Below are 14,004 nucleotides of genomic sequence, written 5' to 3' on the forward strand. Positions count from 1 at the left end.
GACCAAGTAAGTTAACTCCATGTGCCGATGAAGTTGGCTCCTTTTTACCCATCTGATTTTAATTGTCGGCCGGGAATAATAATGAAGGCAAGCGTTATCGCTTTTCTCGGCGTGAATCATTTCTTTTCGTATATTTGGGAAGTGAAACAAGGAGTCGTATTGCAATAATAGAATGCGAATTATAAAGTATGGAATGACATGGAACATATAAACGGACAGAACAACGAGCTTACATTAATTTTCCCGCATGGTAGAGTCAATTGTATTTCTGCCCCGAATGAGAGATTCGCTAAGGTTGTCAATCGGGCCAACATAACGATCGCAGGAAATAATAATCAGGTCTCAATGTGTTTTGAATCAGAAGATAAGGCGGAGGAATTATTGCTTAGTGATGGCTTTCTCTTGATCGTAAAAGGGGATAATAACATCGTAAATGTGGGAACGATTATCTTACGATACTCTTCGATATTGGGTATGACGGGATTAAAGCTCATCATTGGGCAGTTGCCGGGATTGGGTGCGGGTGTTTCGAGGGTCGCTAATAATTGCCGGGTAGATATAGGGGATCGTGTAGTAATCAATGGCGTTACGTTATACTTGCAGGAAAATGACTCGAGTGTCAGCATTGGTGATGATAGTCAGTTAAGCTGGGGTGTCGATATCTGGTGTACCGATGCGCATACGATAACGGATTTGGAGGGTGCGCCGATTAATTTTGCGAAGTACATAGAGATAGGCAAACATGTGTGGATCGGAAAAGATGCTAAGATCGGTAAGAATGTAAAAATATCTGATAACAGTATTGTAGGCTGGGGCAGTGTCGTAACGAAGGAATTTAATGAGCCGAATGTGATCCTTGCGGGAATTCCTGCGAAAATCGTAAGACGGGGTATCAATTGGGATCGTAGGTGTATCGATAAATATCTAAAAGGATAGGAAGGCTCATTCATGCAAAGTTCCATTCCAAATCCAGACATGACACGTGAGGACATTATACGTTTCCACGGTGTAATACGTAAATGTATTGTCCAGGACTTTACGGATACGGAGAAAGAACAAATTGAACTCCGTAAAAGAGAGATGCAGCGTGTAGCGAATAATAATGGAGGAAAAAACCCGATTCTCGGATATTGATTTTTCTATTAAGCTGTTATCTGGCTATGAGGATCTATCCGCTTTCCCTGCTATAAATATAGGACATCTTGCTACAAGGATAGAGATATGCAAGGCCAAGGAATAGGGACATTTATAATCAATTTCATCATGGACACTTTCCTTAATTATAAAGTTGCCAGATGTCAATTTATAACAGTTGACTCACTAAATAATCCGAAGACAAACTTGTTTTATGAGAAAAATGGGTTCATATATCAGACTGTTCTCGATATGTCTAGTTCGACAAGACGGATGTATATACCATTGAAATTATATCAAGAAGCTTAATAAACGCAGGGTAGATCAGAAGTGGAGCATATCGGACTCGAACCGATCACCTACAGACTGCCAGTCTGTCGCTCTAGCCAGATGAGCTAATGCCCCGTCTTGTTAATTCATGTGCAAATATAAGGCTTTTCTTGATATATGCGCTATCTTTGTATAAGAAATTTCAAGAGAAAGGAAAGAAGATGATAGTTTATAATACGACTTTTCATATCCATAAGGATATCGTGGATGAGTGTCTGGAATATTTGAAGAATAGTTATATACCGAAAGCCTCCGAGAGCGGTATCCTTTATAGTCCTTATTTGAGACGGATCTTGGATTCGCGGAATGAGGAAGGTGAAAGTTTTTCCGTACAGTTTCATACGAGGGATATCGATTCGTTGAATGAGTGGGTGCGTAAGGAAGGCGGAGCCTTGCAGCAAGATTTGATAGGACGTTATAAAGAGAAAATCGCAGGATTCTCTACCCTGTTGGAAGATATAGAATTGCCTAAATGATCAAGGACCGTATTATATTAGGCATAGACCCCGGTACGATCGTGATGGGATACGGAATCTTGAAGATCGAGGGAAATAAGCCGAAGCTGGAAGCTATGGGAATCCTGCAATTGAATAAGTATGAGGATCATTACCTCCGTCTGCGTAAGATATTCGAACGGGTCTTGGCCTTGATCGATCAATACCATCCGGATGAGTTGGCTATCGAGGCGCCTTTCTTCGGGAAGAACGTACAGAGTATGTTGAAACTCGGAAGGGCACAAGGAGTAGCGATGGCGGCGGCTTTAGAGCGGGATATCCCGATCTTCGAGTACGCCCCTCTAAAAATCAAGCTCTCGATCACGGGGAATGGAAATGCGGCGAAAGAACAAGTGGCCGGCATGCTACAACGCTATCTGAAGATACCGGATGAGTCTATGCTTCCGCAATTGGACGCTACGGATGGGTTGGCGGCGGCTGTTTGTCATTATTTCCAAACCAATAATCCGGTCTCGGAAAAGAAGTATACGGGATGGAAGGATTTTATCGCTAAGAACCCCGGGAAAGTCCGCTGATATGAGCTTAAAAAACATAGTTATGAAATTCTCAAACCATAACTAAGGTTCAAAGAATTCATAACTATGTTTTTATTTAGCCTAAACTGACCTTATTCTTATACGATACCTTGCGCCATCATAGCTTTCGCTACTTTCATGAAGCCTGCGATATTCGCGCCTTTTACATAATTGATATATTCGCCATCTTTACCGTGAGCTACGCATTGTTCGTGGATTGCGCTCATGATCTGATGTAATTTAGCGTCTACCTCGGCGGCAGTCCATGAGATATGCATAGCGTTCTGAGTCATCTCTAATCCGGAAGTAGCCACACCACCGGCGTTGACAGCCTTACCCGGAGCGAATAACTGCTTATGCTCGATGAACAAGTCTACAGCCTCAGCCGTACAACCCATGTTAGAAACCTCAGCTACGCACAAAGTCTTGTTCTCGATCAACTTACGAGCGTCAGCCTCGTTCAACTCATTCTGGGTAGCGCATGGCAAGGCTATATCTACTTTTTGTTCCCAAGGTTTCTTGCCGGGATAGAAGGTAGAGCCCGGGAATTCGTCTGCGTAAGGAGCTACGATATCATTTCCGGAATTACGCAATTCCAACATATAGTCGATCTTCTCGCCGGAGATACCCGCCGGATCATAGATATATCCGTCAGGACCGGAGATAGTAACCACTTTAGCGCCCAACTCGGTTGCCTTTGTAGCGGCACCCCAAGCCACGTTGCCGAAACCGGAGATGGCGACCGTCTTGTCCTTGATATCGATTCCGTGAGTCTCCAACATTTGATGTACGAAGTAAAGAGCGCCGAAGCCGGTAGCTTCCGGACGAAGGATAGAACCTCCGAACTCCATGCCCTTACCCGTGAACGTACCTGTGTTCTCGCGAGCCAATTTCTTGTACATACCGTACATATAACCAACCTCACGGCCACCTACGCCTATATCGCCAGCCGGAACATCCCTGTCCGGACCAAGATTACGCCATAATTCAAGAATAAACGCTTGGCAGAAACGCATGATCTCGGCGTCGCTCTTTCCTCTCGGAGCGAAATCGGAACCACCTTTGCCACCACCCATCGGAAGGGTTGTCAAAGCGTTTTTAAATGTTTGCTCGAATCCTAAGAATTTCAAGATAGACAAGTTAACGGACGGGTGGAAACGGATACCTCCCTTGTACGGGCCGATCGCGTTGTTGAACTGAACACGGTATCCCAAGTTAACTTGTATCTCACCTTTATCATCTACCCAAGGCACACGGAAAGTGAAAATACGTTCCGGCTCAACTAGGCGTTCAATGATTTTCGCTTTCTCAAATTCCGGATGTTGGTTGTACACTTCCTCAATTGATAAAAGCACTTCTTTTACTGCTTGCAAATACTCCTTTTCTCCCGGATGTTTTGCCTCTAGCGCTGATAAAATAACTTCAGTCTTCATAGCATTTATATTCTTTAAAAGGATAACATTCTGTTGGCAAATGTAGGTAATTCTTTGGAATGGCCAAGAGTTTCGCTTACTTTTTATCAGTGAAAACCTAAAAATCTTCAGTTAGAGTCAGAATGCGTACTTTCATGTTTCAATAGTTATTATTTTTCCTTACATTTGACTCGAATAATTCTATCAGAATCTATTATGAGCGGTATACCGAACTTAAAAGACTTGGTGTTCAGAGACACCCCGTTTGCCAATCTAATGAATAAGCGTATATATAATGTATTGCTTATCGCTACGAAATATGATTCCTTCATGCTGGAAGATGACGGGCGTGTAGATGAGCAGATATTTAACGAATATACTTCCTTAAGCCTCCGTTACCCACCCCGGTTTACGCAGGTGACTACCGAGGAGGAGGCTTTGAATGAGTTGAAGAACCGGAACTTCGAATTGATCATTTGCATGCCGAATATGGATAACCGGGATATATTCGCTGCGGCGAGCGAGATAAAGGTGCATTATCCGAATATCCCGATTGTCGTATTGACTCCTTTCTCGAAAGAGGTGTCTAAGCGGATCGCCAACGAGGATCTGAGCGCTATCGATTATGTGTTCAGCTGGTTGGGTAACTCGGAGTTGTTACTGGCGATTATCAAGTTGATCGAGGATAAGATGAACGCTCCGGACGATACGGCCAGCGTGGGCGTACAGATCATCTTGTTGGTGGAGGATTCCATTCGTTTCTATTCGTCCGCTTTGCCTCATTTATATAAGTTCGTGCTGGAGCAGAGCCAAATGTTCGCGAAGGAGGCGTTGAACGATCACCAGCGTACGTTGCGTATGCGTGGCCGTCCGAAGATCAAATTGGCCCGGAATTACGAGGAGGCGGTACGTATTTTTGATCAGTATCGGGATAATATGTTGGGTATTATCTCGGATATGAGTTTTATGCACAATGGCGTGAAAGATCCGTATGCCGGTTATAAGTTTGGACAGTATGTACGAAAAACGGGTTTGATCATTCCTTTCGTGTTGGAATCTTCGGAGGCCAGCAACCATATATATGCGAAGGAACTGAACGCCTCGTTTATCGATAAGAATTCCAAGAGTTATCCGCAGGATTTGAAAAAGAAGATCATGCAGCGTTTCGGCTTCGGCGATTTCGTGATCCTGAATCCGCATACGAAAGAGGAGATCATGCGCATCAAGGATTTGAAAGACCTTCAAAAGAAAGTCTTCCAGATTCCCGACGACTCGCTGGTTTACCATCTCTCCCGGAATCATTTCTCCCGTTTCTTTTATTCCCGTGCCATGTTTCCGCCCGCCGAGGTTTTGAAGCATGTGGACGTGAGTGACTATAAGGATATGGATGAGGCCCGGAAATTGATTTTCGACTTGATCGTGCAATATCGCCGGATGAAGAACACGGGTGTCGTGGCGGTTTATCAGAAGGATCGTTTTGATGAGTATAGTAATTTTGCCCGTATCGGCGACGGTTCGCTGGGAGGTAAGGGTAGAGGTCTTGCCTTTATCGGTGCGATGGTGAAGCGATACCCTAAGCTGGAGAGTGATAATTTTGCCGTGAATATCCCGAAGACGGTCGTGATCTGTACCGATATCTTCGACGAGTTCATGGAGACGAACGAGTTGTATCCGGTAGCGCTGGGCGATGCGGACGACGAGACGATCCTCCGGTATTTCTTGCGGGCCAGCTTGCCCTCCCGTTTAATCGAGGACTTGATGGCTTTCTTCGATGTGGTGAAAAGCCCGATCGCCGTGCGTTCCTCCAGCCTGCTGGAAGATTCGCATTATCAACCTTTCGCCGGGATCTATTCTACGTATATGGTACCTAAGATCGAGGAGAAATACGATATGCTCCGTACGGTGAGCGACGCTATCAAGGCGGTGTATGCCTCTGTCTTTTATAAGGACAGTAAGGCGTATATGACGGCTACCTCGAACTTGATCGATCAGGAGAAGATGGCTATCGTCTTGCAAGAAGTGGTGGGCTCCCGTTATAATGATCATTTCTATCCGACGATGTCGGGCGTGGCCCGTTCCTTGAATTTCTATCCGATCGGTAACGAGAAGGCGGAAGATGGGATCGCGAATATCGCCTTGGGATTGGGTAAGTATATCGTCGATGGCGGGCAAACCTTGCGTTTCTCTCCCCGACATCCCCATAGCATCTTGCAGATGAGTACGATGGATTTCGCTCTTAGGGAAACGCAGACTCGTTTCTATGCCTTGGATTTGAAGAATATGGCGGAAGCCTTCTCGGTAGATGATGCCTTTAACTTGGTGAAGCTGGGCTTGAAGGAGGCGGACGCTGAGGGTTCCTTGAAATATATTGTCTCTACATACGATCCGTACGATCAGATTATCCGTGACGGTTATTATCCGGGCGGTCGTAAGATCCTTTCTTTCGTGAATATCCTACAGCATGACGTGTTCCCGCTGGCGGATACGTTGGATCAGATCTTACGGATCGGGCAGCAGGAAATGGGCCGTCCGGTAGAGATTGAGTTCGCTGTCAACATGGACCCGTCGGATCATACGAGAGCGACTTTCTATCTGTTGCAAATCCGTCCGATCGTAGATAATAAAGAGATTATGGACGAGGATCTGAGCTTGGTGAAGAACGAGGAAACTATCCTTTCTTCTACCAGTGTTTTGGGACATGGTATCGTTGGCGACGTACAGGATATTATCTATGTGAAGACGGGCGCTTTTAATTCATCCAATAATCAGTTGATCGCTTATGAGATCGAGAAGATGAACCGTTCGTTCACCGATCAGGAGAAAGGATACGTATTAGTCGGCCCCGGCCGATGGGGGAGCAGCGACTCTTGGTTGGGTATCCCGGTGAAATGGCCGCATATCAGTAACGCACGGGTGATCGTGGAATGCGGATTGGAGAATTATCGGGTAGACCCGAGTCAAGGTACCCATTTCTTCCAGAACCTGACTTCGTTCGGAGTGGGCTATTTTACGGTTAATCCATTTAAGGGAGATGGTTGGTTCGATGAGGCGTTCTTGAATGCGCAACCTGCCGTAGAGGAGACGGAATATCTTCGTCATGTACGTTTTGATGCTCCGATTACGATTAAGATGGATGGGAAGAAAAGTCTTGGCGTGGTATTGAAACCATAAAAAGATAGCGTTTCAAGAGAAGATAGTTGTTTGTGGATTTGCGAGACGAGCCGGTAAGACGGGTCTCGCGAATCCATTTTTTATTTCAAGTGGAAAGTGGCAAGAACCGCTTTATGATCGGTAGGCCAGATTCCAAGGGGAGTCATGATCGGGTCGGAGGTCTCTTCCGTCTCTCTTTGCCCACGGAGGATGTCACCTTTCGGACCGATGATACATACATCTGTAAGCGTTAATCCCTCGAATGGAGCGTAATGGATGAAATCGATGCGATCTCTATCGTCCGCTTTCGGCGACCAAACCAATTTCTCTAAAGCGATATCCTTACAGTCCGCCGGGCAGGTAAGTCCCGGATGAGTTACAGGGTTCGGGAAGATCTCACGGTACGTATCTTTGAAGCTGTCTTTCTCCAGCATGACGGATACGTGCCAAGGAACAACCAATCCTTGGTGGTCTCTCATATCTTTGGTCGCCTCGGTCCAGTCCAGATGGGAAGGCTCGTTAAAGTCTCCTCCGAGGATAACGATCCGTCCGGCTTCCCGATCCTTTTTCGCCTCTTTTAGGAAGCAAGCGATAGCGTCGTCACGGACAGATTGCTCGTTCAACCATAGGAGTGTGTCCAGATTGGTGACAGGAGGTTCCTCGTCCCATGTATTTCCGTCGTATCCACGGGCATCGTAATAAGCGCAATTGCGATAATCCAGATGGGCGGTGTAAAGAGCTACCTCGGTATCGCCGATGTGGGTAATGGCCTTGTACATACTACCCCTGTCATCGTTCAAGGGATAGACGGTCGTGCTATCCGTGATCGGGTAGCGGCTTAACAGACCGGAATCCTCGGTGTAGAAAGAATAGTACGTTTGTCCTCTTTGCTGCAACGCTTCCACGATCCGGTCGCAAAAACGGGTCTGATGATAATTACGTACCTCGCTTAACGTAACGAAATCGGCGTTACTTCTTACGATCTCGTCAGCGATAGCGTCAAAGCCTCCTTTTACGACAGCGCCTTCCTGCCAGATGTTGAATTGAAGAACCTTGAAAGTCTTCTCTTGCTGGCAAGAGCTGAGGCCCAGCGCGATCAACAAGAGTAAGTAGATAAAACTAGTTTTTTTCATGTGTGAAATATTTTGTTAGATGTTTTGTCGTAGCCATTCCTCGGCGGCGGCCAAGGTTTCCGGCTTGCCGATATCCAATAGTTTTAGGTTATCCGCCATATAAGCCCTGATATCGGTTTTGGCGCAAATAGCCAGATAGAAGTTAATGATAGAGAACTTTCCGGTCCATTCTTCCATCAGCTCCAATATCTTGGGCGAGAGTACGTGGATTCCGCTAAAGGCGTACTCGTTGTGTTGATCCGGGTCAAAATAGGGATAGTAAGATTTTACCTCGCCGGTCTCATGATTACGCCAACCACACAGTCTATTCTCCTTATTAAATAATAGATAACGTGAGGTATTGCGCTGGCTGACGAGTAAGGTAGCCAACGGGTTCGTTTGTACATGGGTATCGTATAGTTTCTTGAGATCCACGTTCGATAAGATATCGACATTATGTATCAAGAAAGGCTCGTTCCCGCATAAAAGAGAAGTGGCCTTCTTGATTCCTCCTCCCGTGTCCAGCAGATAATCGCTCTCGTCCGAGATTTCGATCCGGACACCGAAGTTGTTGTTCGCCTCCAGAAAATCCACGATCTGGTTGCCTAAATGGTGGATATTGATCACGATCTGGTCGAAACCGGAGGATTTCAGTTTCAGTATGACGTGTTCTAGCATCGGTTTGCCCCCGATAGGTATAAGCGCTTTTGGCGTGTGATCGGTTAACGGCTTCAGTCTGGAACCAGTACCGGCCGCGAAAATCATAGCTTTCATAATGTAGGGTTAAAGAGTTGTTCTATATTTTGTTCTCTATGTACTAAATGTACTTTTACTCCGAACTTGGTGTTAAGATGTTCCGCCAGATGTTGTGCGGAATAGACCGAACGGTGCTGTCCTCCCGTACATCCGAAACAAATCATCAAATTGGTGAATCCACGATCCATATATCGTTTTACCGAGGCGTCTACGATATGGTAGACATGCTCGAGGAAGTTCGTGATCTCCCCGTCATCCTCCAAGAACTGGATCACTGGCTCATCCAAACCGGTGAAATGGTTGTAACGCTCGTATTTACCGGGGTTATTTATCGCACGGCAATCGAATACGAATCCACCTCCGTTCCCGCTAGGGTCGTTCGGGATTCCTTTTTTATAAGCGAAGCTCATGACCTTTACTTCCAGCATATGTTTCTGGATATCATCCGTGAATTGTTTCAACCCGGTAAGCTCACGAAGGACGGAGCATAAATAGGGATATTCCGGATAGTCATTCTTCAATAACTGCCGCAGGTTCTCGATCGCGAACGGGACGCTTTGGATGAAATGAGGCTTTTTCTCGAAATACCCTCGGAAACCATAAGCCCCCAATACCTGCAAGGTCCTAAACAGGACGAAATGGCGCAGCTGGCTATGGAAGTAAGCCTCGTCTACCGGGATATATTTACGTAGGGCCGTGATATAATCCGATAGTAATTCATTCCTCAGATCCTCCGGATATTTCGCTTTCGCCTGCCAAAGGAAGGAAGCCACGTCGTAATAAACCGGGCCTTTTCGTCCACCTTGAAAATCAATAAACCAAGGCTCTCCATCCTTTACCATAACATTGCGTGACTGGAAATCACGGTATAGGAACGTAGCGGAGGAACTGCGTAACAATACGTCGCTCATCTTCAAGAAATCATCTTCCAGACGGTTTTCTTGAAACTCCATCCCGGTAGCCTTTAAGAAACAGTACTTGAAATAATTTAAGTCCCAAAGGATAGACCGTTGGTTGAACTCGGCTTGCGGATGGCAATACGAGAAATCGAAACCGTCGGACCCCAAGAACTGGATGTCGGGGAGTTTGGTGATCGTCTTGTGTAATAAACGGCGTTCCTCCTCGTCGAATACACTGCTTTTACGGCCTTTCTCGATGGCGTTGAAAAGAAGCGTATCTCCTAAATCCTCTTGGATATAAAATGAATGGTCGTCCGAGCTGGCATATACTTGCGGTACGGGTAAGCCCTTCCCCCGGAAATGTTTTGCCATATAGATAAAAGCCTCGTTCTCCTCAATAGAAGTGCCACTAACTCCAATCAACGTCTCAGGACCTTTTATCCTGAAATACCGGCGGTTAGAGCCGGATGACGGTAACTCCGTTATTTCCTCTGCCGGTGATCCGGTATATGATTGGTATAGCTTCCTAAGTTCTTCTGTTATCATACTTATCGATTTACGGCACTAAGATACCGTTTTTTAATTGAAAATTAAGAATTGAAAATTGAAAATTGGGACTTCGTCGGAAATAAGAAAGGGGAATAGCCTCTCAAAGCCTATCCCCCTCGCTTATATGATCATCAATCTCTCCTCTCTAACTAATTTTCAATTCTCAATTCTCAATTTTCAATTACCTAGAGTATTCCTTGTGCCATCATAGCCTTAGCGACCTTCATGAAACCGGCTACGTTGGCGCCTTTCACGTAGTTTACGTAACCATCCTCTTGCTTTCCGTATTTTACGCATTGCTCGTGGATGTTTTCCATGATGCTCTGAAGTTTCTGGTCTACTTCCTCGCTGCTCCAGCTTAACTTCTGTGCGTTCTGAGTCATCTCAAGACCGGAAACGGATACACCACCTGCGTTAGCGGCCTTACCCGGAGCGTAAAGGATCTTGGCCTCAAGGAATGCGTCGATAGCTTCTGGTGTAGAAGGCATGTTAGCACCCTCGGATACGGCGAAGCAACCGTTAGCCAATAAAGTCTTGGCATCGTCGCCGTTCAACTCATTCTGGGTTGCGCTCGGCATAGCGATGTCGCATTTCTCTCCCCAAGGACGAGCGCCTTGTACATATTTGCATCCGTATTGCTCCGCGTATTCACGGATACGGCCACGATACAAGTTCTTCAACTCCATGATATAATCCAGTTTCTCACGGTCGATACCATCCGGATCATAGATATAACCGTCGGAATCAGACATCGTGACAACTTTCGCTCCAAGACTGATTAATTTCTCTACCGTATATTGAGCCACGTTTCCGGAACCTGATACACAAACTACCTTGTCTTTGATATCAATGTTGCGGGTTTTCAGCATCTGCAACAAGAAATATACGTTTCCGTAACCTGTAGCTTCCGGACGGATCAAGGAACCTCCGAACTCGATACCCTTACCCGTGAATGTACCCGTATTCTCACGAGCCAATTTCTTGTACATTCCATACATATAAGCCACCTCACGTCCGCCTACACCGATATCGCCGGCGGGAACATCCGTGTCCGGACCGATATGGCGCCATAACTCAAGGATGAAGGCTTGGCAGAAACGCATGATCTCAGCGTTTGACTTTCCTCTCGGGCTAAAGTCGGAACCTCCTTTACCACCACCCATCGGCAATGTAGTCAGTGAATTTTTAAACGTTTGCTCAAAAGCCAAGAACTTAAGGATCGATTGGTTTACGGAAGCGTGGAAACGGATACCGCCTTTGTACGGGCCGATAGCGTTGTTGTGCTGGATACGGTAACCCATGTTCGTCTGGATTTGTCCCTTATCGTCCATCCAAGTTACACGGAAAGAGAAAATGCGATCGGGGATACAAAGGCGCTCGATCAAGTTGCTTTTCTCAAATTCCGGATGCTCGTTGTAAGCTTCCTCGATAGTCCCTAAAACCTCTGATACTGCTTGATGATATTCCGGTTCGTTCGGAAATCTTCTTTTCAAGTTGTCTAAAACTTCACTTGCCTTCATGACTGAATTTTATATTTAGAATGTTATACCATTTTGTTATCCGTACGCCGTTTGTTTAACGACGTGGCAAAGGTAAGCTAATTTTTGACACTAGCAAATAATTGAAAGAGAAAATGCGTAAAAAATATCATTTAGATATATTAAGTTTGAAAAAACGACGAAATGTTATTCATCTCTATGCTTGAAATTCTTATAGATCGGAACGAACACAATGATAGCGGAGGCTACAAGGGCAAATATGACGTCGAAATTGATCGTTTCGCTGTATACAAGCAGCATGTAGCATAAGACACCCCATAGTAAGGTGATACATACGGCTTGACTATTTGTTATCTTTCTGCGTGCCATTGATTACATTTGTTTAGTTTGAGGAAATAAGCGATCCGAAGTAAATCACCAAAGCCAAAAAGACAGCTATGATGACGAATAGGATCATGATTTGTTTCTCTAAGGGATATTTTCGTAGAAAAGGGATATGACGTGCGAATCCGGCGACTTGTTCTACCGGTTCCGCTTGCTCGTCTTCCCGGGGCAGGTCGTAACCGCCTTCCTCCATGATCTTCATGGCTCGGGGAACGTCGCTTTCCAGAATCTCCACCCGTGCGCCGCCTACGTCTACGTAACCGGCCATGATCTGGCTGCTTAACTCATTGCGGAGATAACATTCTATCCCTTCCGACCTCAACAGGGCCATCAGCGGTTGGGCATCCGCCGGATAGGTGAACCGGGCTATTTCTACGATCTTGTCCATAGTATTTGTTTTTCTGCAAATGTAAGTAGACAATCACGAATTAACCGTGTTTTTTATTGTAATTTACTTTTTTTATACGTGAAAATATGAAACAGTATGATTTAGCGGAGGGTATGCGGATGTATATAGCCCGATTGAGAGAGCAAGGACGTTATTCGTCCGCCAAGAGTTATCAAGATGCCTTGAATTCATTCCTGCGTTTTTGTGGGCAGGAGGTGATTCCTTATACCCGTATCGACCGGGAAATGCTTTTGAGGTATCAAGACTATTTGCGGGACCGGGAATGCTCGTGGAATACGGTGTCTACCTATATGCGTAGGATTCGCCGTGTGTATGGGTTGGCGATGGAGAATGGGGAGGCTCCTTTTTCCCGTTATTTGTTCAAGGGGATTTTCATGGGAGTGAAAAGCAAACAGAAGAAGGCGTTGCCTACGGAATCCTTGCGTTTGTTGATGACCGCTCCGTTGGATGATTCGGGGCTGCGGAAAACACAGCGGGCATTGTGTTTGATGTTCTTGTTTTGCGGTATGGCGTTTGTCGATTTCGCTCATTTGAAAAAGAGTGATATCCGGAATGGTGTCTTGAGGTATAACCGCCAGAAGACGGGTACGCCGATGTTGGTCGAGATACAGCCTGTGGCCAAGGAGTTGTTGGCTGCGTTAATGACCGGCACGCTTCGGGATTCTCCTTATCTATTCACTTTCTTGAGTGGGACGAAAACGGGTGAAGAGGCCTTCCGGGAATATACCTCTGCCTTGGCTGATTTCAACAGTTCCTTGAAGGAACTGGCAAATGCCTGTGGTGTGACGGAAATGGTTACCTCGTACTCAATCCGTCACTCTTTCGCCACGACCTTGAAGGAACAGGGTGTACCGATCGAGATGATCAGCGAATTGCTGGGACACCAATCGATCAAGACGACGCAAATCTATTTGAAGAGCTTCTCTTTGGATAAGATGTCTGCGGTGAACAAGGCTTGCTTCGAGAGCATATATAATAATGTATCAAAGGTGGGGTAGGCGATCGGCTACTTGGGAAGTAGCGTAATCTTCCACGCCGCAAATTTAGTAAAAAACACCGAATAACAAACAATTTTTAGGCTTTGTGTAGGCTTTGTTTGTTTTCTGAATTTATCTTTCCTCGATTTTTCGTTTCTATTCGTGGTGTATGGGCACGACAATGGAGACGAAACGACCTCATATTTCCTGCATCATCACGTCTCCCAAAAAAATCGTACGAACATCGTGTAGAGACGGGGCGTGCCCCGTCTCATCCCCTCAAATGGGTATTTTAAATTACTGCCAGACGGTGGGAGACGGAGCACGCTCCGTCTCTACAACTGGGTAATAATCATTTCCTAT

At 45.7% G+C, this 14,004-nt stretch carries 13 protein-coding genes and 1 tRNA gene; 6 read left to right on the forward strand and 8 right to left on the reverse strand.

Features of this window, described 5'->3' with window-relative positions:
- The first annotated feature begins 198 nt into the window (after nt 1-198).
- The gene (locus tag ACYIA1_RS20275) at nt 199-936 is read left to right on the forward strand and encodes an acyltransferase (protein ID WP_196009195.1); all 738 of its coding nucleotides are present in this window, start codon (nt 199-201) and stop codon (nt 934-936) included.
- Between the two features lie 234 nt (nt 937-1,170).
- Entirely contained in the window at nt 1,171-1,443 is a 273-nt protein-coding gene (locus ACYIA1_RS20280; RefSeq protein ID WP_350457271.1) for a GNAT family N-acetyltransferase, read from the forward strand.
- A gap of 22 nt (nt 1,444-1,465) precedes the next feature.
- Here ACYIA1_RS20280 and ACYIA1_RS20285 read toward each other — a convergent pair.
- Nucleotides 1,466-1,539, reverse strand: a tRNA-Ala gene (locus ACYIA1_RS20285).
- 86 nt (nt 1,540-1,625) lie between these two features.
- On the opposite strand from ACYIA1_RS20285, the gene ACYIA1_RS20290 reads away from it, so the two are divergent.
- Together ACYIA1_RS20290 and ruvC are read left to right on the forward strand one after the other, a co-directional pair.
- Entirely contained in the window at nt 1,626-1,940 is a 315-nt protein-coding gene (locus ACYIA1_RS20290; RefSeq protein WP_005868538.1) for a DUF4286 family protein, read from the forward strand.
- Nucleotides 1,937-2,494: a crossover junction endodeoxyribonuclease RuvC gene (gene ruvC / locus ACYIA1_RS20295; protein WP_480336301.1), complete on the forward strand. Its 558-nt coding sequence runs from the start codon at nt 1,937-1,939 to the stop codon at nt 2,492-2,494. Before ACYIA1_RS20290 ends, ruvC begins: the two co-directional genes overlap by 4 nt.
- A 98-nt stretch (nt 2,495-2,592) precedes the next feature.
- On the opposite strand, the gene gdhA is transcribed toward ruvC, so the two are convergent.
- Nucleotides 2,593-3,927 (reverse strand): NADP-specific glutamate dehydrogenase, encoded by a 1,335-nt coding sequence (gene gdhA, locus ACYIA1_RS20300; protein ID WP_005868539.1) that lies wholly within the window; start codon nt 3,925-3,927, stop codon nt 2,593-2,595.
- Nucleotides 3,928-4,122: 195 nt separating this feature from the next.
- On the opposite strand from gdhA, the gene ACYIA1_RS20305 reads away from it, so the two are divergent.
- Nucleotides 4,123-7,077, forward strand: a complete 2,955-nt coding sequence (locus ACYIA1_RS20305; protein WP_413644826.1) for a PEP/pyruvate-binding domain-containing protein — start codon at nt 4,123-4,125, stop codon at nt 7,075-7,077.
- Between the two features lie 80 nt (nt 7,078-7,157).
- Here the strand turns inward: ACYIA1_RS20305 and ACYIA1_RS20310 are convergent, their stop codons facing one another.
- The 6 genes from ACYIA1_RS20310 to ACYIA1_RS20335 all read right to left on the reverse strand — a co-directional run bounded on the left by ACYIA1_RS20310 (nt 7,158) and on the right by ACYIA1_RS20335 (nt 12,643).
- Complete coding sequence (locus tag ACYIA1_RS20310) at nt 7,158-8,189, reverse strand: endonuclease/exonuclease/phosphatase family protein (protein WP_480336302.1); 1,032 nt, start codon at nt 8,187-8,189, stop codon at nt 7,158-7,160.
- Between the two features lie 15 nt (nt 8,190-8,204).
- The gene (locus ACYIA1_RS20315; RefSeq protein WP_005858756.1) at nt 8,205-8,942 is read right to left on the reverse strand and encodes a nucleotidyltransferase family protein; all 738 of its coding nucleotides are present in this window, start codon (nt 8,940-8,942) and stop codon (nt 8,205-8,207) included.
- Nucleotides 8,939-10,369: a RapZ C-terminal domain-containing protein gene (locus ACYIA1_RS20320; RefSeq protein ID WP_005868544.1), complete on the reverse strand. Its 1,431-nt coding sequence runs from the start codon at nt 10,367-10,369 to the stop codon at nt 8,939-8,941. The genes ACYIA1_RS20315 and ACYIA1_RS20320 overlap by 4 nt, the downstream gene beginning before the upstream one ends.
- A gap of 188 nt (nt 10,370-10,557) precedes the next feature.
- Entirely contained in the window at nt 10,558-11,892 is a 1,335-nt protein-coding gene (locus ACYIA1_RS20325) for an NADP-specific glutamate dehydrogenase (protein ID WP_009017039.1), read from the reverse strand.
- A gap of 165 nt (nt 11,893-12,057) precedes the next feature.
- Nucleotides 12,058-12,240 carry a hypothetical protein gene (locus tag ACYIA1_RS20330; protein WP_005858749.1) on the reverse strand — a complete coding sequence of 61 codons (183 nt, stop codon included), beginning with the start codon at nt 12,238-12,240 and terminating at the stop codon, nt 12,058-12,060.
- A gap of 13 nt (nt 12,241-12,253) precedes the next feature.
- Nucleotides 12,254-12,643, reverse strand: coding sequence for a putative signal transducing protein (locus ACYIA1_RS20335; RefSeq protein ID WP_005858748.1), 390 nt, complete (start codon nt 12,641-12,643; stop codon nt 12,254-12,256).
- Between the two features lie 86 nt (nt 12,644-12,729).
- Between ACYIA1_RS20335 and ACYIA1_RS20340 the strand changes: the two genes are divergently transcribed.
- Nucleotides 12,730-13,662, forward strand: a complete 933-nt coding sequence (locus ACYIA1_RS20340) for a tyrosine-type recombinase/integrase (protein WP_008772578.1) — start codon at nt 12,730-12,732, stop codon at nt 13,660-13,662.
- Nucleotides 13,663-14,004 lie beyond the last annotated feature (342 nt).

It is taken from the genome of Parabacteroides sp. KHUB-02, from assembly GCF_056640955.1.

What these genes read in the sequence shown, in the direction of transcription:
- ACYIA1_RS20275 (WP_196009195.1), top strand. Translation starts at nt 199, where the DNA reads ATGGAACATATAAACGGACAGAACAACGAGCTTACATTAATTTTCCCG.
- ACYIA1_RS20290 (WP_005868538.1), top strand. Translation starts at nt 1,626, where the DNA reads ATGATAGTTTATAATACGACTTTTCATATCCATAAGGATATCGTGGAT.
- ruvC (WP_480336301.1), top strand. Translation starts at nt 1,937, where the DNA reads ATGATCAAGGACCGTATTATATTAGGCATAGACCCCGGTACGATCGTG.
- gdhA (WP_005868539.1), bottom strand. Translation starts at nt 3,927, where the DNA reads ATGAAGACTGAAGTTATTTTATCAGCGCTAGAGGCAAAACATCCGGGA.
- ACYIA1_RS20305 (WP_413644826.1), top strand. Translation starts at nt 4,123, where the DNA reads ATGAGCGGTATACCGAACTTAAAAGACTTGGTGTTCAGAGACACCCCG.
- ACYIA1_RS20310 (WP_480336302.1), bottom strand. Translation starts at nt 8,189, where the DNA reads ATGAAAAAAACTAGTTTTATCTACTTACTCTTGTTGATCGCGCTGGGC.
- ACYIA1_RS20315 (WP_005858756.1), bottom strand. Translation starts at nt 8,942, where the DNA reads ATGAAAGCTATGATTTTCGCGGCCGGTACTGGTTCCAGACTGAAGCCG.
- ACYIA1_RS20320 (WP_005868544.1), bottom strand. Translation starts at nt 10,369, where the DNA reads ATGATAACAGAAGAACTTAGGAAGCTATACCAATCATATACCGGATCA.
- ACYIA1_RS20325 (WP_009017039.1), bottom strand. Translation starts at nt 11,892, where the DNA reads ATGAAGGCAAGTGAAGTTTTAGACAACTTGAAAAGAAGATTTCCGAAC.
- ACYIA1_RS20330 (WP_005858749.1), bottom strand. Translation starts at nt 12,240, where the DNA reads ATGGCACGCAGAAAGATAACAAATAGTCAAGCCGTATGTATCACCTTA.
- ACYIA1_RS20335 (WP_005858748.1), bottom strand. Translation starts at nt 12,643, where the DNA reads ATGGACAAGATCGTAGAAATAGCCCGGTTCACCTATCCGGCGGATGCC.
- ACYIA1_RS20340 (WP_008772578.1), top strand. Translation starts at nt 12,730, where the DNA reads ATGAAACAGTATGATTTAGCGGAGGGTATGCGGATGTATATAGCCCGA.